Below are 18,663 nucleotides of genomic sequence, written 5' to 3'. Positions count from 1 at the left end.
ATCAATACTTACTGGTACACTTGCTGTTCCTGCGCCTTCATCAACTGTTGGCTTCCAATGCTTACCACTGGAGTACCATCGTTATCTGTAATCGTTACTGTTCCACTTGGATCTGTATTGCTCGTGTTTCCACTTGTTACATTTCCGTTTACTGTGAAGGTCTCACTTGGCTCATCGATACCATCATCCGTTACTGGAATACTAACAGTTACGCTAGTGCTTCCCGCTGGAATGGTTACTGTTGTCGTTGTTGTTGTATAATCTGAAGTACCTGCTGTACCTGTGGCTGTAGTAATCTCAACTACCGTATCCACACTACTTGGTACATCAATACTTACGGGTACACTTGCTGTTCCTGCGCCTTCATCAACGGTTACATCTCCGATAGTAACCACTGGAGTACCATCGTTATCTGTAATCGTTACTGTTCCACTTGGATCTGTGTTGCTCGTGTTTCCACTTGTTACATTTCCGTTTACTGTGAAGGTCTCATTTGGCTCATCTGTTGTATCGTCTGTAACTGGGATACTAACGTTTACGCTAGTGCTTCCTGCTGGAATCGTTACTGTTGTCGTTGTTGTTGTATAATCTGATGTTCCTGCTGTACCTGTGGCTGTAGTGATCTCAACTACGGTATCCACACTACTTGGTACATCAATACTTACTGGTACACTTGCCGTTCCTGCTCCTTCATCAACTGTTACATCTCCGATAGATACCACTGGAGTACCATCGTTATCTGTAATCGTTACTGTTCCACTTGGATCTGTGTTGCTCGTGTTTCCACTTGTTACATTTCCGTTTACAGTAAAGGTCTCATTTGGCTCATCAGTTGTATCGTCTGTAATTGGAATATTTACATTAACACTTGTGTTTCCTGCTGGAATCGTTACTGTTGTCGTTGTGGTTGTATAATCTGATGTTCCTGCTGTACCTGTGGCTGTAGTGATCTCAACTACCGTATCCACACTACTTGGTACATCAATACTTACTGGTACACTTGCCGTTCCTGCTCCTTCATCAACAGTTACGTCTCCGATAGATACCACTGGAGTACCATCGTTATCTGTAATCGTTACTGTTCCACTTGGATCTGTGTTTGACGTGTTTCCACTTGTTACATTTCCGTTTACTGTGAAGGTCTCATTTGGCTCATCAATACCATCATCCGTTACTGGGATACTTACATTAACACTAGTACTTCCTGCTGGAATGATTACTGTTGTCGTTGTTGTTGTATAATCTGAAGTACCTGCTGTACCTGTGGCTGTAGTAATCTCAACTACCGTATCTACACTACTTGGTACATCAATACTTACTGGTACACTTGCTGTTCCTGCTCCTTCATCAACTGTTACATCTCCGATAGTAACCACTGGAGTACCATCGTTATCTGTAATCGTTACTGTTCCACTTGGATCTGTATTGCTCGTGTTTCCACTTGTCACATTTCCGTTTACTGTAAAGGTCTCATTTGGCTCATCAGTTGTATCGTCTGTAACTGGGATACTAACATTTACACTTGTACTTCCTGCTGGAATCGTTACTGTTGTCGTTGTTGTTGTATAATCTGATGTTCCTGCTGTACCTGTGGCTGTAGTGATCTCAACTACCGTATCCACACTACTTGGTACATCAATACTTACCGGTACACTTGCTGTTCCTGCGCCTTCATCAACTGTTACATCTCCGATAGTAACCACTGGAGTACCATCGTTATCTGTAATCGTTACTGTTCCACTTGGATCTGTGTTGCTCGTGTTTCCACTTGTCACATTTCCGTTTACTGTGAAGGTCTCATTTGGCTCATCGATACCGTCATCCGTTACTGGAATACTTACATTAACACTAGTGCTTCCTGCTGGAATCGTTACTGTTGTCGTTGTTGTCGTATAATCTGAAGCACCTGCTGTACCTGTGGCTGTAGTGATCTCAACTACCGTATCCACACTACTTGGTACATCAATACTTACGGGTACACTTGCTGTTCCTGCGCCTTCATCAACTGTTGGGCTTCCAATGCTTACCACTGGAGTACCATCGTTATCTGTAATCGTTACTGTTCCACTTGGATCTGTATTGCTCGTGTTTCCACTTGTTACATTTCCGTTTACTGTGAAGGTCTCACTTGGCTCATCGATACCATCATCCGTTACTGGAATACTAACAGTTACGCTAGTGCTTCCCGCTGGAATGGTTACTGTTGTCGTTGTTGTTGTATAATCTGAAGTACCTGCTGTACCTGTGGCTGTAGTAATCTCAACTACCGTATCCACACTACTTGGTACATCAATACTTACGGGTACACTTGCTGTTCCTGCGCCTTCATCAACGGTTACATCTCCGATAGTAACCACTGGAGTACCATCGTTATCTGTAATCGTTACTGTTCCACTTGGATCTGTATTGCTCGTGTTTCCACTTGTTACATTTCCGTTTACAGTGAACGTTTCATTTGGCTCATCAGTTGTATCGTCTGTAATTGGAACACTTACATTAACACTAGTACTTCCTGCTGGAATCGTTACCGTTGTCGTTGTGGTTGTATAATCTGATGTTCCTGCTGTTCCTGTTGCTGTAGTGATCTCAACTACGGTATCCACACTACTTGGTACATCAATACTTACTGGTACACTTGCCGTTCCTGCGCCTTCATCAACTGTTACATCTCCGATGCTGATGATAGGAAGAACATTAACTGTAAAAGAAATTGTTTGATTTAAACAAATATTTTGTGAATGAGTTACATTTACTCTGTATGTTCCTGCATCTAAATTTGTAACTGATCCTTGTGAATAAGTAGGTGAACTAGAATTTGCTTGAATTGTTACAAATCCAGCTCCATCGCCTCTATCAATTTGAAATTCATATAATAACTGAGTAGAAGAATCTGTACCTGAACCGTAATCTGGTGTTCCTCCAGTAAAAACAATCGTATTTGTTGCTGTAGAAGTCGCATCAACATTTAATGAACCTCCCGAAGGTATTGTTTGATTTGCTATTGTTGCTAAAGCTGTAATTTGTGTAGCTATTATTTCATTACCTGTAGCTCCGTTGTAACCTCCTGATCCACCAGTTACTAAACCTGTTCCACTAAATCCAGTTCCGTCCAATCTACCATCAGCAGGAGATTCATCTACACCTCCTGATTCTCTTGCATCTGGACAACCATCTCCATCAGAATCTAAATCTAAATGATTTGGAGTTCCATCTCCATCAGTATCTAAATAACAAAATAAATCTGAAAAAGGTAAATCTTGTCTAGAAATAGTACCTGGTAATTCATAATCTAAATCTAAAGATTCACCACCTCCATTTTCATAAAACGGTACAACAATTTCATGTAGTCCAACACCAAGGAAATAAGAATTTGAAACAGTTACAACTGCATGATCTCCATCATTATCAATTACTTCTACTCCATCAATAAATAATTTAGAACCATCATCAGATGCTAAATAAAAATTATAAGTTCCTGCTGTTGTTATATTTAAGTACCCTCTAAATCTTAAACCGTAAGAATTATTATCAGCTCCAATCGAAGCTATAATTGCATCTACATCAAAAGAGTTAAAAGTTCCAGAAGCATCAGGACTAGTAGTAGGAATGTTATCTACTGTTAATCCTGCTGGTGTACCATCATAATACTCATAAGAAATACTTCCTGAACAAGAAGCTAACTCTACAGTATCAAGAATACCATCATTATCATCATCTAAATCTGTTATATCAGAAACTGAATCATTATCTGAATCAGCACCAACAAATAAAGTAGCACTATTTACTATATCTAAACACAAATTATTATTGTGTGAAACAACTAAAAAGTACTCTGTATTATTTAAACCAGTTACATTAGCTATGTTTAATATATCTGTATTTTCTCCGCTATAATTTGGATCTGAAGCTGCTATAGCAGTTCCTCCAGAACTAGGATTTCCAATAAACCATTGATAATTTATTCCTGCATTTGCATTTCCTGGTGTACCATAAGTTGGTGTTCCTGAACTATAACTTGTAGCACTTGAAGCAGTAGCTGATGTTATTGTAAATGAAGTACTCGCTCCTTCTGCAACAGTTTGATCCACTAAGGCAGTTGCATCGACAGAAGCTTCTACGGCTATGAACTCACCACCTCCAGCAGACAATCCATTATACCCACCAGAACCACCAGTAACTTGACCTGTACTACTAAAACCTGTTCCGTCTAAAATTCCATTAGCAGGAGTAGTATCAACTCCTCCAGATTCAACTACATCAAAACAACCGTCACCGTCTGAATCTGAATCTAAATGGTTAGGAATATTGTCGTTATCTACATCATCGAATGTACAGTATTCAAAATTTGTGAACGTAAATGTAACTGATCCATTATTAGCAACATTACCGTCTTGTCTTTCTTTTCTTGTTGTTACTTGAAATGAAGAAACAACACCATTTATAGATATATCTGTAAAGCTATTATTAGCATTTCCTCCACTAATAAACGAAGTAATTGTAGGAGAATTTGTTCCATTATTATCTATATCAAATAATACTCCGTTTGGATTTGGATCACCTGCACCTGAACCATTGTAGTCATCACTAATAGTATTAAAAACAGGATCTGCAAAACCTGCCATAAACACATCATTAGCCCCAGAAGGTCCTGTAGATGTTACAGTTACTTTATCTCCTTGATCTATTCCAGTCCATCTGAAATTAACATTTGTTACTGGTTGGCTAAAAGTGAAAGTGTATACTACTGAATCTCCTGCTCCATCGTCTGCATTATTTCCTTGAACTCTTAGCGTAGTTGCATTCTGTACTTGTAACTGAGTTAAATTTGCATTAGTAGTTGTTGCTGCTAAATCTATATTAACACCATCATGTGGGTAAATATCATTAATTGCAGCCGCACCTAGAAAACTTCCAGTTGTTCCTACATTTAAAGCACCTGGAGCACAATTTAATCCTTCATTAGCATCAGTAATTCCATCGTTATCGTTATCTGTATCACAATTATCTGGTATTCCGTCTGAATCTGCATCCTGGTTATCATCAAAACCATTACACACATCAGAAGCATTTGGAACACCGTCTCCATCATCATCACACTGAGCATCTCTTGTATCAAAATCAGTAGCTGTTCCAACAGACTGACCACCAGAAACTAAATTAGGAACACCACTACCATCTACACCTCCAGTAATTCTTCCACTACCATCAACTTGAACAGTTGTTATTCCTGCTCCACCTTCTAATGCATCAAAACATCCGTCGCCATCAGAATCTAAATCTAAATAATCTTTAATTCCGTCGTTATCAGTATCTTGTGTTTGACAAAAAGAAAAATCTCCAATTGCCATGGCTTGATTAGCACTTGGTGAACCTCCACTATTTCTATATCTTAATTCTAATTGAACAACCCATTGTTGAATGCCATTAACAACAAAACTACCGTCTAATCCTGTACCTGTAATTGTATTCCCAGAAACTGTTTGACCATTTGTTGTATATTCTGCTGCATTAAGTGTATGAATAGAACCGTCTGATAGCGTGAATATTAAATCAATATTATCTGTAAAGTTTGGTCCTGTATCTACATCAAATAAAGTAAAACCTAAATTAAATACAGGTTCATCAAAAATAAAGGTATGTCTAGATTCAGCCGAAGCAGTGGAGGATTGGGTTAAAACATAACCGTCTCCAACAAAAGTACCTGTTAGATTTTGTATTCGATACTGTTGATTATTTATAACACCTATTACTTCTCTCTGTAACGTTAAGCCTACTCCATTGATATCTATAGTCGGATTCTGTAATGGATCTTCTCCTGTATTAGCCGCTGTGCCAGCAGTATAAAACGAACTCCAGTCTAAGTTCGTATCTGTTCCCGAACAAGTTCCGAATTCTAAAGTATCTAAAATACCATCATTATCATCGTCAGCATCTGTTAAGTTATTAAAAGCATCTCCATCAGGATTTGGAATAGCTGGATCTGCAGGTGATACATATATATCTGCTATCCAACCAGCTTGATTTATAACGTTATCGGAATCAAAAACAAAATGTAATTGTGATCCTGTAGATGTTATAGTACCTGGAGCGAAACCATCACAATAAAATCCAATTCTATTTGCTGCTATAGGTGCATTTCCATTAAAGATTTGTAAAAAATCAAAACACCCACCTCCTCCTGTAGACTCTACAGAAAAGTTAGTGAAATTTACAATAAGTGTACCTCCTGTGGCAGCGGTTAAAGTAATACTGTTATTTTCATTGAAACCATAATCACCTGTAGAACCTCCACTATCAACAAATGTGGCTCCATTATTTACCGTTTGATTTGGACCGGTGATGTTTATCTCTTGAGAATAAACTTGATTTAAAAAAGCAGATATTACAATTAAAGCAACCGTAATTAATGCCTTTGGGGATTTTAAAGGGTAAAAGTTTCTCATGCTGACAACTTCTATTTTTGAAAACTTACTTAACTATATTCTTAATTAGCTATCAACTATATAAACTCTAAAAAATCTTAATAATGAAAATATGCAGAGAAGTTAAATATATCCCTCCGTGTTATAATCTCAAAGTAAAGACCCTTTATACAAGTTATAAAACTTGATAGCGGGGGGAACATATTTCGTGTGCAAATATATATTTTTTTAACACACATTTATATTTTTTAGAAACTTTTTTTATCAAAAAGTCACAATTTAGTATCAAAAATTCATTAATTATTTTTTAATGTAGACTCTGAACCCTTGTCATCCTTACAGAAAAAAATAAATTTATTTTTTTGTTTTTTTTAGACTACCAAAAAACAAATAGATAAAAAATATGATCAACAAACAAAAAATAAGAAAAAACTATTTAATTGACTTTAATAAAAGATTTCTAAGGAACGAAAAAACAAAACTCATACAATTACAAAGGAACACCAACAAAAACACCTCAAAAAGCCTTAAATCACTTTTTTTAATTTTTCAATTACAAATTCCACCTCTTCTTTATCAGAAAACTTACTAAAAGAAAATCGAACGGATGATTTCGATATTTCCTCATTATTTAAAATTTCTTTTAGTACATGAGATTTTTTTGAAGCTCCACTTTGACATGCACTTCCTCCTGAAACAAAAACTCCATTTAAATCTAAATTGAATAATAACATTTTGTTTTCAATAGGAAATCTTACATTTAATATGGTATATGAAGATTTTTCTGGAATACTTGATAAACCGTTGAATTTTACATCAGGAAAATTATCTGTAAGTAGACCTATAAAATATTCTTTAACGCCTGAAATTAATTTAGCTTTTTCTCCCAAGTCTGTTAAACTAATTTCTAAAGCTTTTTGCATACCTAAAACAGCATGTATATCCTCTGTTCCTGAACGTTTTCCTTTTTCTTGTCCACCTCCATGAATAATAGGTTTTACAGTAACGTCTTTTTTAACAAACACAAATCCCACTCCATTAGGACCATGAAACTTATGAGCACTTGCAACTAAAAAATCAACATTTACTGCTTTAAGATCAATCTGAAAATGACCTACTGCCTGCACAGCATCTGTATGAAAAAGAGCTTTATGATTTTTACAAATCTCGCCAACTTTCTCAACAGGCAAGATATTCCCTAATTCGTTATTCACCCACATTAAACTCACTAAAGTCAAACTATCTGTACTCGATAATTTATCTATTAGATCATTTAAGTCTACTTCTCCTTTATCATTTAAGCCTACAAAATCTAATTGAAAATCATACTCTTTTTTTAATTCTAACAGAACATCTAAAACTGCATGATGTTCTATCTTAGAAGTAATAATTCTTTTTACTTTTAAATTTTCTACTGCATTTCTTAACACTAGATTATTACCTTCTGTTCCACCAGAAGTAAAAACAATCTCATTTGAATTTGCATTTAGTAAACTAGCCATCTTTTTTCTAGCTGTTTCTAGTTGAACCTTAGCTTTTCTTCCTACTTCATGAATAGACGATGGATTCCCATAATTCTCTATCATAGATTTTGCCATAACATCTACCACTTCTTTTAAAATAGGTGTGGTGGCCGCATTATCAAAATAGACTTTTTTCATACTTAGTAAATAATATGCAAAAATACTGATTTATTGATTTTGATACACATAAACCTCAGTCGCACCTAATCCATATTTCTGATAAGACGCATCATAAAACTTAACAGGGTACCTATTCAACAAATAATGTAACTCCGACTTTAACACTCCTTCTCCTACGCCATGAATAAAAACAATTTTTGAAATCTTCTTTTGTATACAATATTCTACTTTTCTTTTTGCAGTTTCAATTTGAATAGAAAGTATATCATAATTATCCATTCCTTTTCTAGACTTCACTAACTTCTCTATATGCAAATCAACTTCCATTACAACTTCATTTTTACTTTTAATAAATGAAGTTTTCTTCTTCTTATGTTCATCAGCTAGTTCTTTCTGCCTTAAGAAACGATTGTCATTTTTAGAATATCCTGAGATACTATTTTGCTCTACATCTATCTTTACCAACTCCGCAGAAAAAAAAGTCATCTCCATTCCATCATCTGTTCTAACCAAAACTGCATCGTCATTAATCTTGACTACAACACCTTTTATAACATCATCTAAAACAGCTACTTTATTACCAATTTCTAAACACATAGTTAACCTTAAATTAAAAACAAGAAGCGAAGCTCTTTATTACTTTTGTACCGAATAATTAATAGCAAAAATACACTTAAAGTCCCCTTAAAACACTATTAAACTAATGATAAAAACTACTAATTTCGAAACTAAAGTTTTTTTTGAAGATGCTAGAAAAGATTTAATTGTTTCAGAAGAGAGGAAAGATTTATTGTATTCAATAGCAGACAAGATTGTAGAAGAATTAGAGGACAGAGATAAAATCAACTTAAATTTTATTTGCACACACAACTCTAGAAGAAGCCAAATGGCACAAGTTTGGTCTTTTTTCGCTACAGAATACTTTAAGCTAGAAAACATATTTGCTTATTCTGGCGGAACTGAAACCACTGCTTTTCATAGAAACACTGTAAAATGCTTACAAAAAACAAGTTTTGATTTTAGTGTAGAAGATTTTTCTCATCAAAATCCGTTGTATTTAATTTCATTTAAAGGAGCCAAAAAAACGATTAAGGGATTTTCTAAAACTTACGATAATGAAGACAATGATTATCCTTACATAGCTATAACAACCTGTGATCATGCCGACGAAAATTGCCCTTTTATTCCAGATGCAATTCATAGGTTTCATTTACCTTATACAGATCCTAAAGTAGCTGACAATACAGATTCACAAAATGAAAAATATTTAGAAACCAGCAAAAGAATAGCTGGTGAATTGTTTTTAATATTTGAAGAAACAAAAAGATTACTTTCATAAAAAGTAATCTTTTTTCATCTATATCTCTGTATTTTTATCATAAGGAATACTATCAAGAATGTGCTCTATGCATTCTATTCTAGCTTCAGTTTTCCTATTTGCTCTTATAACTTTCCAAGGAGACAGCTCTGTATTGGTTTTTTTAAACATTTTCTTTTTATACACCGTGTAATCATCCCAAAGTTCTTGAGCTCTTTCATCCACACGAGTCATTTTCCATTGCTTTAGCGGATCATTTTTAATATCATCGAAACGTTTTTGCTGTTCTTTTTTAGAAATAGACATGTAAATTTTTACCAAACGAATTCCTGATTGTAAAATCATCTTTTCAAATCCATTTACCTGCTTCATAAAAATTTTATATTCCTGCTCTGAACAAAAATCATTCACAGGTTCTACTACTGCTCTATTATACCAACTTCTATCAAATAAAACCAGCTCCCCTGCCTTTGGAAATTGCTCAACATAACGCTGAAAATACCATTGTGTCTCTTGTTCTTCCGTAGGTTTTGGTAATGCAACTATTCGCATATGCCTAGGATTTATTCGCTCTGTAATCCTTCTAATAGCACCACCTTTCCCAGCAGCATCTCTACCTTCAAATAAGATTATAATTCTTTCATTATGTTCAATTGCCCAAGTTTGTAATCGTATCAACTCAACTTGTAACTCTTCTAACTTATTTAGATAATTGACATATCTTAAAGCTTTTTCAATATTATAAGGTTCTCTAGAAAGTATAGCTTTAAGTCCTTCTTTAGAACTTAACTTTTCTGCATCAATCGCTGACAATTCTATTTTAGAACTTTTTTTATTCTCCATAAAAATTTAATCGTTTTGAACTACAGATCTGTAATATCGCATTACTACATTTGGATCTGGATTTAAATATGTCATTGCATCTTCTTTTCCTTCATAATCAAACTTAGATAATACATGACGCATTGCTTCTAACCTAGCCGTTTTTTTACTATTAGTTTTTATGATAGTCCAAGGACAATAAGTAGTATGTGTATTCGAGAACATTTCTCCTTTATAATAGGTATACTTATCCCATAACTCTTGACCTTTTTTATCTACAGGACTAAACTTCCAATGCTTTAATGGATTATCCATTCTAGCCTCAAAGCGTTTTAACTGTTCTTTTTTGGTTATAGATAACCAAAATTTAATTACTACTACCCCATCTTCATACAACATGTGTTCAAATTCTGGTACTTGAACTAAAAACTTTCTGTATTGCGCATCAGTACAAAACCCCATTACTGGCTCAACAACAGCTCTATTATACCAACTTCTATCAAAAAAGACAATTTCTCCTGGATTAGGTAACTCTTTTATGTAACGCTGAAAATACCATTGTCCCATCTCAACTTCCGTTGGTTTATTTAATGCGACCAAACGAGAAGATCTTGGATTTAAATGTTCCATGAATCTTCTAATATTCCCTCCTTTTCCAGCCGCATCTCTTCCTTCAAAAATAACAGCTACACGTTTTTTATTTTTTGCTATCCATTGTTGTAATTTCACAAGTTCAACCTGAAGATCTTTTAACTCTTTTTCGTAGATCAAATCTTTCTCAACAGATTTAAAAGGTATCTTCTTATCTTTAATAAGAGTCAACAATTCCTCATTACTTTTAATATTCAAAAAATCTTGTGCTGTTATTTTCCCTTTTTTATCCATATAAAATTAAAACTACTACTAAATTATAAATTCTACTTTAGAATGTTATATGTTTTTTTTGTTATTTTCGTCTAGTGAAAAAATTGATTTTATTATTTTTTGTAATCATTAATTGCTATAGTCAGAAAAAGTATTCAAAACAGTTTAGCTTTGTAAATGATAATGATTTGTACATATCTTTTTATCAAGATCGATATTATACTAACGGAGCTTTTCTAAACTACTCTTACCTAAGCACTAAAGCATCAGAGAAAGTTGTAAAGAAAATTTATAATTTTCAGATTGGACAAAAATTATACTCGCCTTTTAAGGCCAATGTTAGATTTCTAAGAGAACATGACAGACCTTTTGCTGGATACTTGTATGGTGGTTTTGGTATAAGTTATTTTTTCAAAAAGAAATCTTTATTCCGAATTAATGCTGAAGTTGGTGTAATTGGCCCTTCTGCTTTTGGTAAGGAATCTATGAATTTTGTACATGATATTTATGGTTTCGATCCAGCTACAGGATGGAAATACCAAATTCAAGATGCATTTGCTCTGAATTTTAATGCAGAATTTACCAAACAACTAACTACATCAAAATATATTGATTTAAACTGGGTAAACACAGGAAATTTAGGGACTGTTTTTTCTGATATTTCTACAGGTTTTTTGTCTAGAATCGGAATAAAACCAATACAAGACCTTGCTAACAGTATCGCTTTTAATAGCAATTTAAACAATGAAGTAACCAATTTTAATAATGAAATTGAAACCTTTTTTTACATAAATCCAATGCTTCGATACGCTATATATGATGCTACAATACAGGGAAGTTTTTTAAATGATAATAATCCTGTTACTTTCGAGCTTAAACCATTTGTACTTACTACAGAAATCGGGTTTAAATTCACTGCTAATAGATTTAATTTTAAATACGCTATTATACACCATACCAAGAAATTAAAAAGCATAAATGTACCTAACGGAAACTTTTATGGTAGCATTGCTATTAATTATCTTTTTAATTAATCAACAATAACAACAAAAGTGTTGATAAAATAATTTTTAAAATTAACGGAATAGAATATCTTTGTACATCAAATTCTTTAGAAAAAAACAATGAAATTTATTGTATCTAGCTCACATTTACTAAAACAGCTACAAATTTTAGGTGGAGTAATTAACAGTAATAACACCTTACCTATTTTAGATAATTTTTTATTTGAACTTTCAGAAAATCAACTAAAAGCCTCTGCTTCTGATCTTGAAACTACAATGAGCGCTGTTGTAAATGTGGAAAGTACAGATACGGGTTCCATAGCAATTAATGCTCGTTTACTTTTAGATACATTAAAAACTTTTCCTGATCAGCCTTTAACTTTTAAGACTGAAGGAGAAAATACTATTGAAATTAGCTCTGAACAAGGAAAATATGATATGGCTTATTATGACGGAGAAGAATTTCCTAAAGCTATAGAATTACCTTCACCTAGTAGTACAGATGTTCCTTCTCATGTATTATCTACAGCTATTTCTAAAACGATTTTTGCTGCTGGTAATGATGATTTAAGACCTGTAATGAGTGGGGTGTTTTTTCAATTTAACTCTAAAGAATTAACTTTTGTAGCTACAGATGCTCACAAATTAGTGAAATACACAAGAACTGACGTTTCTGCTGATAAATCTGCTGAATTTATTATGCCTAAGAAGCCTTTAACAATTTTAAAAGGTATACTTGGAGGTTCTGAAGAAAATGTAACTATAGAATATAATGACACTAATGCTAAATTCACTTTTGATAATGTTGTATTAGTTTGTCGTTTGATTGATGGGAAATATCCAAATTACGAAGCTGTAATTCCAAAAGAAAATCCTAATAAATTAACTGTAGACAGAGCTTCTTTCTTAAACTCTGTGAAGCGTGTTTCTATTTTCTCTAGTAAAACGACTCACCAAATCCGTTTAAAAATGGCTGGAACTGAGTTGAATATTTCCGCTGAAGATTTAGACTATGCAAACAAAGCTGATGAACGTTTAAACTGCGATTACCAAGGTGATGATATGCAAATCGGTTTTAATTCTCGCTTTTTAAGTGAAATGTTAAACAACTTAAACGCTAATGATGTTCAATTAGAAATGAGTTTACCAAATAGAGCTGGAATTTTAACTCCAATAGATGGAACTGAAGATGGTGAGCATGTAACGATGTTAGTTATGCCAGTTATGTTAAATGGATAATTTTTTTTCCAAAAACAATATTCAAAAAAGAGATTAGATTATAAACTAATCTCTTTTTTATTTTTTGATAAATTTTACGCTTTTAGAAAACCTTCCAGAAGCGGTATCAATTGTAATCATATAAATATTTCGGGTAAGTTGAAAAATTACATCATAAAACTCATAAGAATACACACCCGTTTTCAGTTGAAATTTTTCTCTTCTTATTCTCCTTCCATGAAGATCGAAAATATTCAGATAAGCTTCTTCTTCAATATTTGACTCTACTAAAGCATGAACATAATCATCAGACGGATTAGGATACAAGGAAACAAAATCTAAAGTAATTTGATCCATCTTACTTTCTTTATTGTAGTAATCGTAGAATAGTTTAATACTATTATACATATTTAAACTCCCACCTGATGTTGTCTTATCTTGTAAAAAATCAATCTTATCAATCCCTTTTAAGATAAAATCTTTAATAGACAATGCTACTTTTTTAGGATTCTCCTGAATATCATTATCAAAATCTTCAAAATACATTTGATACATTAGACCAATAGCGCTTGTTACATAAGGTGCTGCTGCTGAAGTTCCATCGAAAAAACCAAAGTCTCCAGAATTTAATAATGTAAAACTTCGTTCACCTGGAGCTGCTATATCAACAGACTCTTCTCCAAAAGCAGCATATTCTAATCCAGAACTTTCATTATGTATATTAGTTACAGTTAATAGAAAATCACTTAAACAAGTAGATGGCATATCTCCTATTTGATCAACATTTACATCTTCATTAGGAACAGAAGAAACAACTAAAACACCTTGTTCACCTAATAAATCATAATAACTACACCATTGCTTATTATTATAGTTCCATAAACCATTTTTACCCCAAGAACAATTTACGGCAACTATAAAAGCTCCCTCTTTACCATTAGTTTCATTATATCTTTTTCTCATTTCAAGAATGTAAGCCAAAGATTCTTCAATTTCTTGAATAGAATTTCCTTTTACCAAACTCATAACCTTAACTAATCTTTGTTTAGCTAATTTTTGATGTAAGAAACTCTTTATTATACTAAACACAGGTGTTCCGTGCCAATTACCAAAATTTTTATTAGTAACATCATTTGAATGATCTGAAAAGTTCCATCCAAAAACATCATCTATATAACCATTCTTATCATCATCAATTTCATTTCCTGGAATTTCTTCTGAATTTTTCCAAATTATATTCTCGTCAAATAATTCAAGTTGGATTGGCGCATCTAAAATTGCAATAACTGGAATTCTCTTAGGAACTTCAGTTTTCTTTAAAATCTGTAAAGCTTCTGCATATTTCACCTCTTTCAAATTCTGAGATTTTATATGAGATATATGAACTGCAAAAACTAAAAAAACCAAGAGTAACTTTACTCTTGGCTTCTTGTTTTGTTGTTTCTTAGTATTCAAACTCAATAGTAACAGAATTATTAGAACCTTTATATTTTCTTCTTGCTTTCATGTGATAACAAGGAGTTCTTGTAAAAGATTTTGTTTCATTTCTTTTAATTCTAGTCCACTCACCTGCAATAGTGCTCCATCCACTTGAAGAAGTTTTTTTGTAACTCACACTGTAATATCCTCTTTTCCAAAAGTTATGTCCAAAAATATTAACAGTTACTGTGTTTCCATCGATAGCTTCACTATAGTATGTTGAATATTTCCAACCTCTTACATCATCACTGTAAGGTGGATTCTCAGTTAATATTAATCTTTTATTCGTATCAACGATATTCTTTCTTATTATTCTATATGAAATTTCAGCTCCTACATCATCATTCGTGTCATCATCTGAAGCATTATTTTCATCACCCGGATTTAATTCGATTACTTCTTCTGATTTTGATAATATGTTTAATTCAAAGCTTTCTTCACTCCATAAATCTAAAACCGAAGCATCATTTGATCCAACTTCTAATGTAACTGAATTCGCTTTTGCAGTATCATAAATAGTTATTTCTTTTGTAAACTTCCCTAAAAATGAACTTTCTTGAGCTTCGATTTCTGACATCTCAGACTCATCTGAACAAGAATTTAAAAATGGAATTGTCGCTATTACTAAAAAAAGAAATGCTGTTTTTAAAGTTTTAATTTTTTTCATCGTTTAAATTTTATTGGTTTTTAAATATTCAATTGTCTTTTTATGACTTCAATTGATTTTCGGTCTACCCTTAGCCTTAGGAATTGTTAACACCTCAAAAGTAAAAACCAACCTGTATTCAAACACTACACAAAAAGGCAGTAACACCTTAATAAACAATAAACTAAACTTTATTGTAGTATTTTGAAAAACAGGTTTTTTCCTTTTAGAGTTTTAATCTTTTTCTTTAGACAAAAAATAGAGCCTTGATAAATTACCAAGACTCTTTGCTAACAATTATTATTAAAAATTTAATAAAAACAATGTTCTATAATACTACTTTCTCATAGTTTAAAAAGTAAAGAATATATCATGGAAACTTCCTGTTGGACTAGTTCCCCAATATGTTTCATGTAATGAACCTCCTGAATTAATTGAATATGAAGCTGTACCGAAATTAAATAATGTTATTTGAGTGGTAAAATAATTTGTACCGTTCCAACTACCACCAGTAGCCACAGTTTGAGAAGGTGCTCCTGAATACGGATTTACATCAACTAATAAATCGTAGTTTAAAGAATTATCTGAAATTGTTGGTACCCAGAAAGAAAAGAACCAAAAAGAAATTCTTCTCTCTACCCAAGTAGAACCTCCTACAAAATTAATGAACCCAAGATTTTCATTAAAAACTGCTCCTCTTAATCTTACATTATTATTAATATTTACACTACCAAACTGAGTAGTTCTAGCCTCAATCTTTTTGCTTTTATACTTAAAAACAGACAAACCTTTACTGTATTGGTAATCTACTTCGCTCTTAATTTCAATTTTTCCAGCTCTATACTTTTCTTTGAAATCATTTATCTCATCTCCTGAACCAGCTCTGTATGTGTATACAAAATCTTCATCAATTCTATAAATCTTATCATCTATAATCACTTCTCCATCTTTATTCAAAATTGATAGAAATAATGAACTATTAGACTTTACAGCTGGTAATTCTGTTCTTTCAATTCCTAATTCTTTAGCTTCCTCACCACTTATATTATACAATAACAATAATGATAAAAAACCTTTCTCTTTGGCAGATTCTTTTGCCTCTTCTAATAAGTTAGCACTATTCTTTTCTTTTATATATGCTCCCAACTCATCGAAAGATTTAAACTCTAAAATATCATATTCATCTCTTTGCTGAAATGCTATTTCTTCTTGTTCTAAATTGGTTACAACCTCTTCCTCTTTACATCCTATTGCCATGATAGTTATCATGATTAATAAAAATACTTTTTTCATTATAATTTAATTTATCTTAATTTTCACCTACTCTCACGCTTTTCGGTTTCCGCGTTTTTAAGGTTGATCAATCCTTTTTAAAACAATTGTTATTCGTTTATTCATTAAAACAACACCGCAAACATACTCTCCACCTGAATTTTAACTCTCATGTTAAATCCTATTTAAAAAAGTGAAAACCCCTTCAAAAAAAACAGGGAAGAAATCCTTTAACGCCGTTTATTTTTTTTGTTAATATTTTAGTATTTAATAAGTCATAAATAATTGTATTTTTACGTTCGGTAAATACATGAAAAGTATGAGTAAAATCATTGCAATAGCAAATCAAAAAGGAGGAGTTGGAAAAACTACAACTTCTGTGAACTTAGCCGCTGCTTTAGGCGTATTAGAAAAAAAAGTTTTACTTATTGATGCAGACCCTCAGGCAAACGCTACTTCTGGGTTAGGTATTGATGTAGATAGTGTTGAGATTGGTACTTACCAAGTGCTTGAACACACTGCTTCTGTAAAACAAGCTATTGTTAAAACAGAATCTCCAAATGTAGATTTAGTTCCTGCTCATATTGATTTAGTTGCCATCGAAATTGAATTAGTTGATAAACTTGAGCGTGAATACATGCTTAAAAAATCTTTAAAGGAACTAGAAGATGATTATGATTATATTTTAATTGACTGTGCTCCTTCTTTAGGTTTAATCACGTTGAATTCTTTGGTTGCCTCTAATTCTGTAATTATACCTATTCAATGCGAATACTTTGCTTTAGAAGGTTTAGGAAAATTACTAAACACCATAAAGAGTGTTCAAAAAATACATAATAAAGAACTAGAAATAGAAGGACTGTTATTAACCATGTATGATGCCAGATTACGTTTATCTAATCAAGTAGTAGATGAAGTAAGAAAGCATTTTAACTCAATGGTTTTTGAAACAATAGTTCACAGAAATATACGTTTAAGTGAAGCTCCTAGTTACGGAGAAAGTATAATTTCATATGATGCCACAAGTAAAGGTGCAGTAAATTATATTAACTTAGCAAATGAAATTATAAATAAGAACTCATAAAATGGCAAAAGCAACCAAGAAGCAAGCATTAGGAAGAGGATTATCAGCTTTGTTAAAAGAAACTGCAGAAGTAAATTCTGCTTCAGATGAAAATGCCGATAAAGTTGTTGGTAGTATTATTGAAATTGATTTAAATCTAATTGAAGTAAATCCTTTTCAACCAAGAACTTATTTTGATGAAGATGCGCTACAAGAACTAGCAAACTCTATTAGAGAATTAGGTGTTATTCAACCTATTACTGTTAGAAAACTTGCTGAAGATAAGTTTCAATTAGTTTCTGGAGAAAGACGTTTTAGAGCTTCTAAATTAGTTGGTAATACTACAGTACCAGCTTATATTCGTATAGCTAACGACCAGGAAATGCTAGAAATGGCGTTAGTCGAGAACATACAAAGAAAAAACTTAGATCCAATAGAAGTCGCTTTATCTTATCAAAGATTAATAGATGAAATAAAACTTACTCAAGAAAAGCTGAGTATTCGAGTTGGAAAAAAAAGATCGACAGTTACTAACTATTTACGTTTATTAAAGTTAGACCCAATTATTCAAACTGGAATGCGAGACGCATTTATTTCAATGGGACATGGTAGAGCTTTAATTAATGTTGAAAATCCTTCTGATCAACTTAAAATTTATGAGAAAATTTTACGTGATAAGTTATCAGTAAGACAAACAGAAGATTTAGTAAGAGCTTTAAAATCTGGAAATTTAGCCAAAGCGAGCAAGAAAAAAACATTACCATCTTCAATAACAAATAGTATCCAAGATTTTAATCAATTTTTTGATGCTAAAATTAATGTTACTGTAGGAAATAATGGAAAAGGTAAAATTTCTATTCCTTTTACTTCGTTAGAAGATTTTAATAGAATAAAAGATTTGCTAAAATAGAA

13 protein-coding genes are annotated in these 18,663 nt (G+C 32.7%); 5 read left to right on the top strand and 8 right to left on the bottom strand.

The window, feature by feature from the left end:
* Positions 1-8 precede the first annotated feature (8 nt).
* The 3 genes from AQ1685_RS07330 to AQ1685_RS07320 form a co-directional block, all read right to left on the bottom strand.
* Positions 9-6,443 carry a Calx-beta domain-containing protein gene (locus AQ1685_RS07330; protein WP_157730143.1) on the bottom strand — a complete coding sequence of 2,145 codons (6,435 nt, stop codon included), beginning with the start codon at positions 6,441-6,443 and terminating at the stop codon, positions 9-11.
* Positions 6,444-6,949: 506 nt separating this feature from the next.
* Positions 6,950-8,083: a cysteine desulfurase family protein gene (locus AQ1685_RS07325; RefSeq protein ID WP_095070822.1), complete on the bottom strand. Its 1,134-nt coding sequence runs from the start codon at positions 8,081-8,083 to the stop codon at positions 6,950-6,952.
* Positions 8,084-8,113: 30 nt separating this feature from the next.
* On the bottom strand, positions 8,114-8,662 hold the full coding sequence (locus AQ1685_RS07320) for a Smr/MutS family protein (protein WP_095070820.1): 549 nt from the start codon (positions 8,660-8,662) through the stop codon (positions 8,114-8,116).
* 106 nt (positions 8,663-8,768) lie between these two features.
* On the opposite strand from AQ1685_RS07320, the gene AQ1685_RS07315 reads away from it, so the two are divergent.
* Positions 8,769-9,404 (top strand): low molecular weight phosphatase family protein, encoded by a 636-nt coding sequence (locus tag AQ1685_RS07315; RefSeq protein ID WP_095070818.1) that lies wholly within the window; start codon positions 8,769-8,771, stop codon positions 9,402-9,404.
* Positions 9,405-9,422: 18 nt separating this feature from the next.
* Here the strand turns inward: AQ1685_RS07315 and ppk2 (AQ1685_RS07310) are convergent, their stop codons facing one another.
* Together ppk2 (AQ1685_RS07310) and ppk2 (AQ1685_RS07305) are read right to left on the bottom strand one after the other, a co-directional pair.
* Positions 9,423-10,226: a polyphosphate kinase 2 gene (ppk2, locus tag AQ1685_RS07310; RefSeq protein WP_095070816.1), complete on the bottom strand. Its 804-nt coding sequence runs from the start codon at positions 10,224-10,226 to the stop codon at positions 9,423-9,425.
* 6 nt (positions 10,227-10,232) lie between these two features.
* Positions 10,233-11,090 (bottom strand): polyphosphate kinase 2, encoded by an 858-nt coding sequence (gene ppk2, locus AQ1685_RS07305; RefSeq protein WP_095070814.1) that lies wholly within the window; start codon positions 11,088-11,090, stop codon positions 10,233-10,235.
* A 74-nt stretch (positions 11,091-11,164) separates the two neighbouring features.
* Here ppk2 (AQ1685_RS07305) and AQ1685_RS07300 point away from each other — a divergent pair, with 74 nt between their 5' ends.
* Both AQ1685_RS07300 and dnaN read left to right on the top strand, forming a co-directional pair.
* On the top strand, positions 11,165-12,103 hold the full coding sequence (locus tag AQ1685_RS07300; protein WP_095070812.1) for a lipid A deacylase LpxR family protein: 939 nt from the start codon (positions 11,165-11,167) through the stop codon (positions 12,101-12,103).
* Positions 12,104-12,193: 90 nt separating this feature from the next.
* Positions 12,194-13,312: a DNA polymerase III subunit beta gene (gene dnaN / locus AQ1685_RS07295; RefSeq protein WP_095070810.1), complete on the top strand. Its 1,119-nt coding sequence runs from the start codon at positions 12,194-12,196 to the stop codon at positions 13,310-13,312.
* A gap of 57 nt (positions 13,313-13,369) precedes the next feature.
* On the opposite strand, the gene AQ1685_RS20490 is transcribed toward dnaN, so the two are convergent.
* The 3 genes from AQ1685_RS20490 to AQ1685_RS07280 all read right to left on the bottom strand — a co-directional run bounded on the left by AQ1685_RS20490 (position 13,370) and on the right by AQ1685_RS07280 (position 16,709).
* Positions 13,370-14,746: a S8 family peptidase gene (locus AQ1685_RS20490; RefSeq protein WP_157730142.1), complete on the bottom strand. Its 1,377-nt coding sequence runs from the start codon at positions 14,744-14,746 to the stop codon at positions 13,370-13,372.
* Positions 14,736-15,437: a hypothetical protein gene (locus AQ1685_RS07285; RefSeq protein ID WP_095070807.1), complete on the bottom strand. Its 702-nt coding sequence runs from the start codon at positions 15,435-15,437 to the stop codon at positions 14,736-14,738. Before AQ1685_RS07285 ends, AQ1685_RS20490 begins: the two co-directional genes overlap by 11 nt.
* 330 nt (positions 15,438-15,767) lie before the next feature.
* Positions 15,768-16,709, bottom strand: a complete 942-nt coding sequence (locus AQ1685_RS07280) for a hypothetical protein (protein WP_157730141.1) — start codon at positions 16,707-16,709, stop codon at positions 15,768-15,770.
* A 298-nt stretch (positions 16,710-17,007) separates the two neighbouring features.
* On the opposite strand from AQ1685_RS07280, the gene AQ1685_RS07275 reads away from it, so the two are divergent.
* Both AQ1685_RS07275 and AQ1685_RS07270 read left to right on the top strand, forming a co-directional pair.
* A complete protein-coding gene (locus tag AQ1685_RS07275; RefSeq protein ID WP_095070804.1) occupies positions 17,008-17,772 on the top strand; it encodes a ParA family protein in 765 nt (254 codons plus the stop codon).
* Position 17,773: 1 nt separating this feature from the next.
* The gene (locus tag AQ1685_RS07270; RefSeq protein ID WP_095070803.1) at positions 17,774-18,661 is read left to right on the top strand and encodes a ParB/RepB/Spo0J family partition protein; all 888 of its coding nucleotides are present in this window, start codon (positions 17,774-17,776) and stop codon (positions 18,659-18,661) included.
* Positions 18,662-18,663: the final 2 nt, after the last annotated feature.

Source organism: Tenacibaculum jejuense (genome assembly GCF_900198195.1).
Lineage (GTDB): Bacteria > Bacteroidota > Bacteroidia > Flavobacteriales > Flavobacteriaceae > Polaribacter > Polaribacter jejuensis.
Note: the sequence above shows the minus strand (reverse complement) of the source record. Positions and strands in the feature narration are given on the sequence as shown.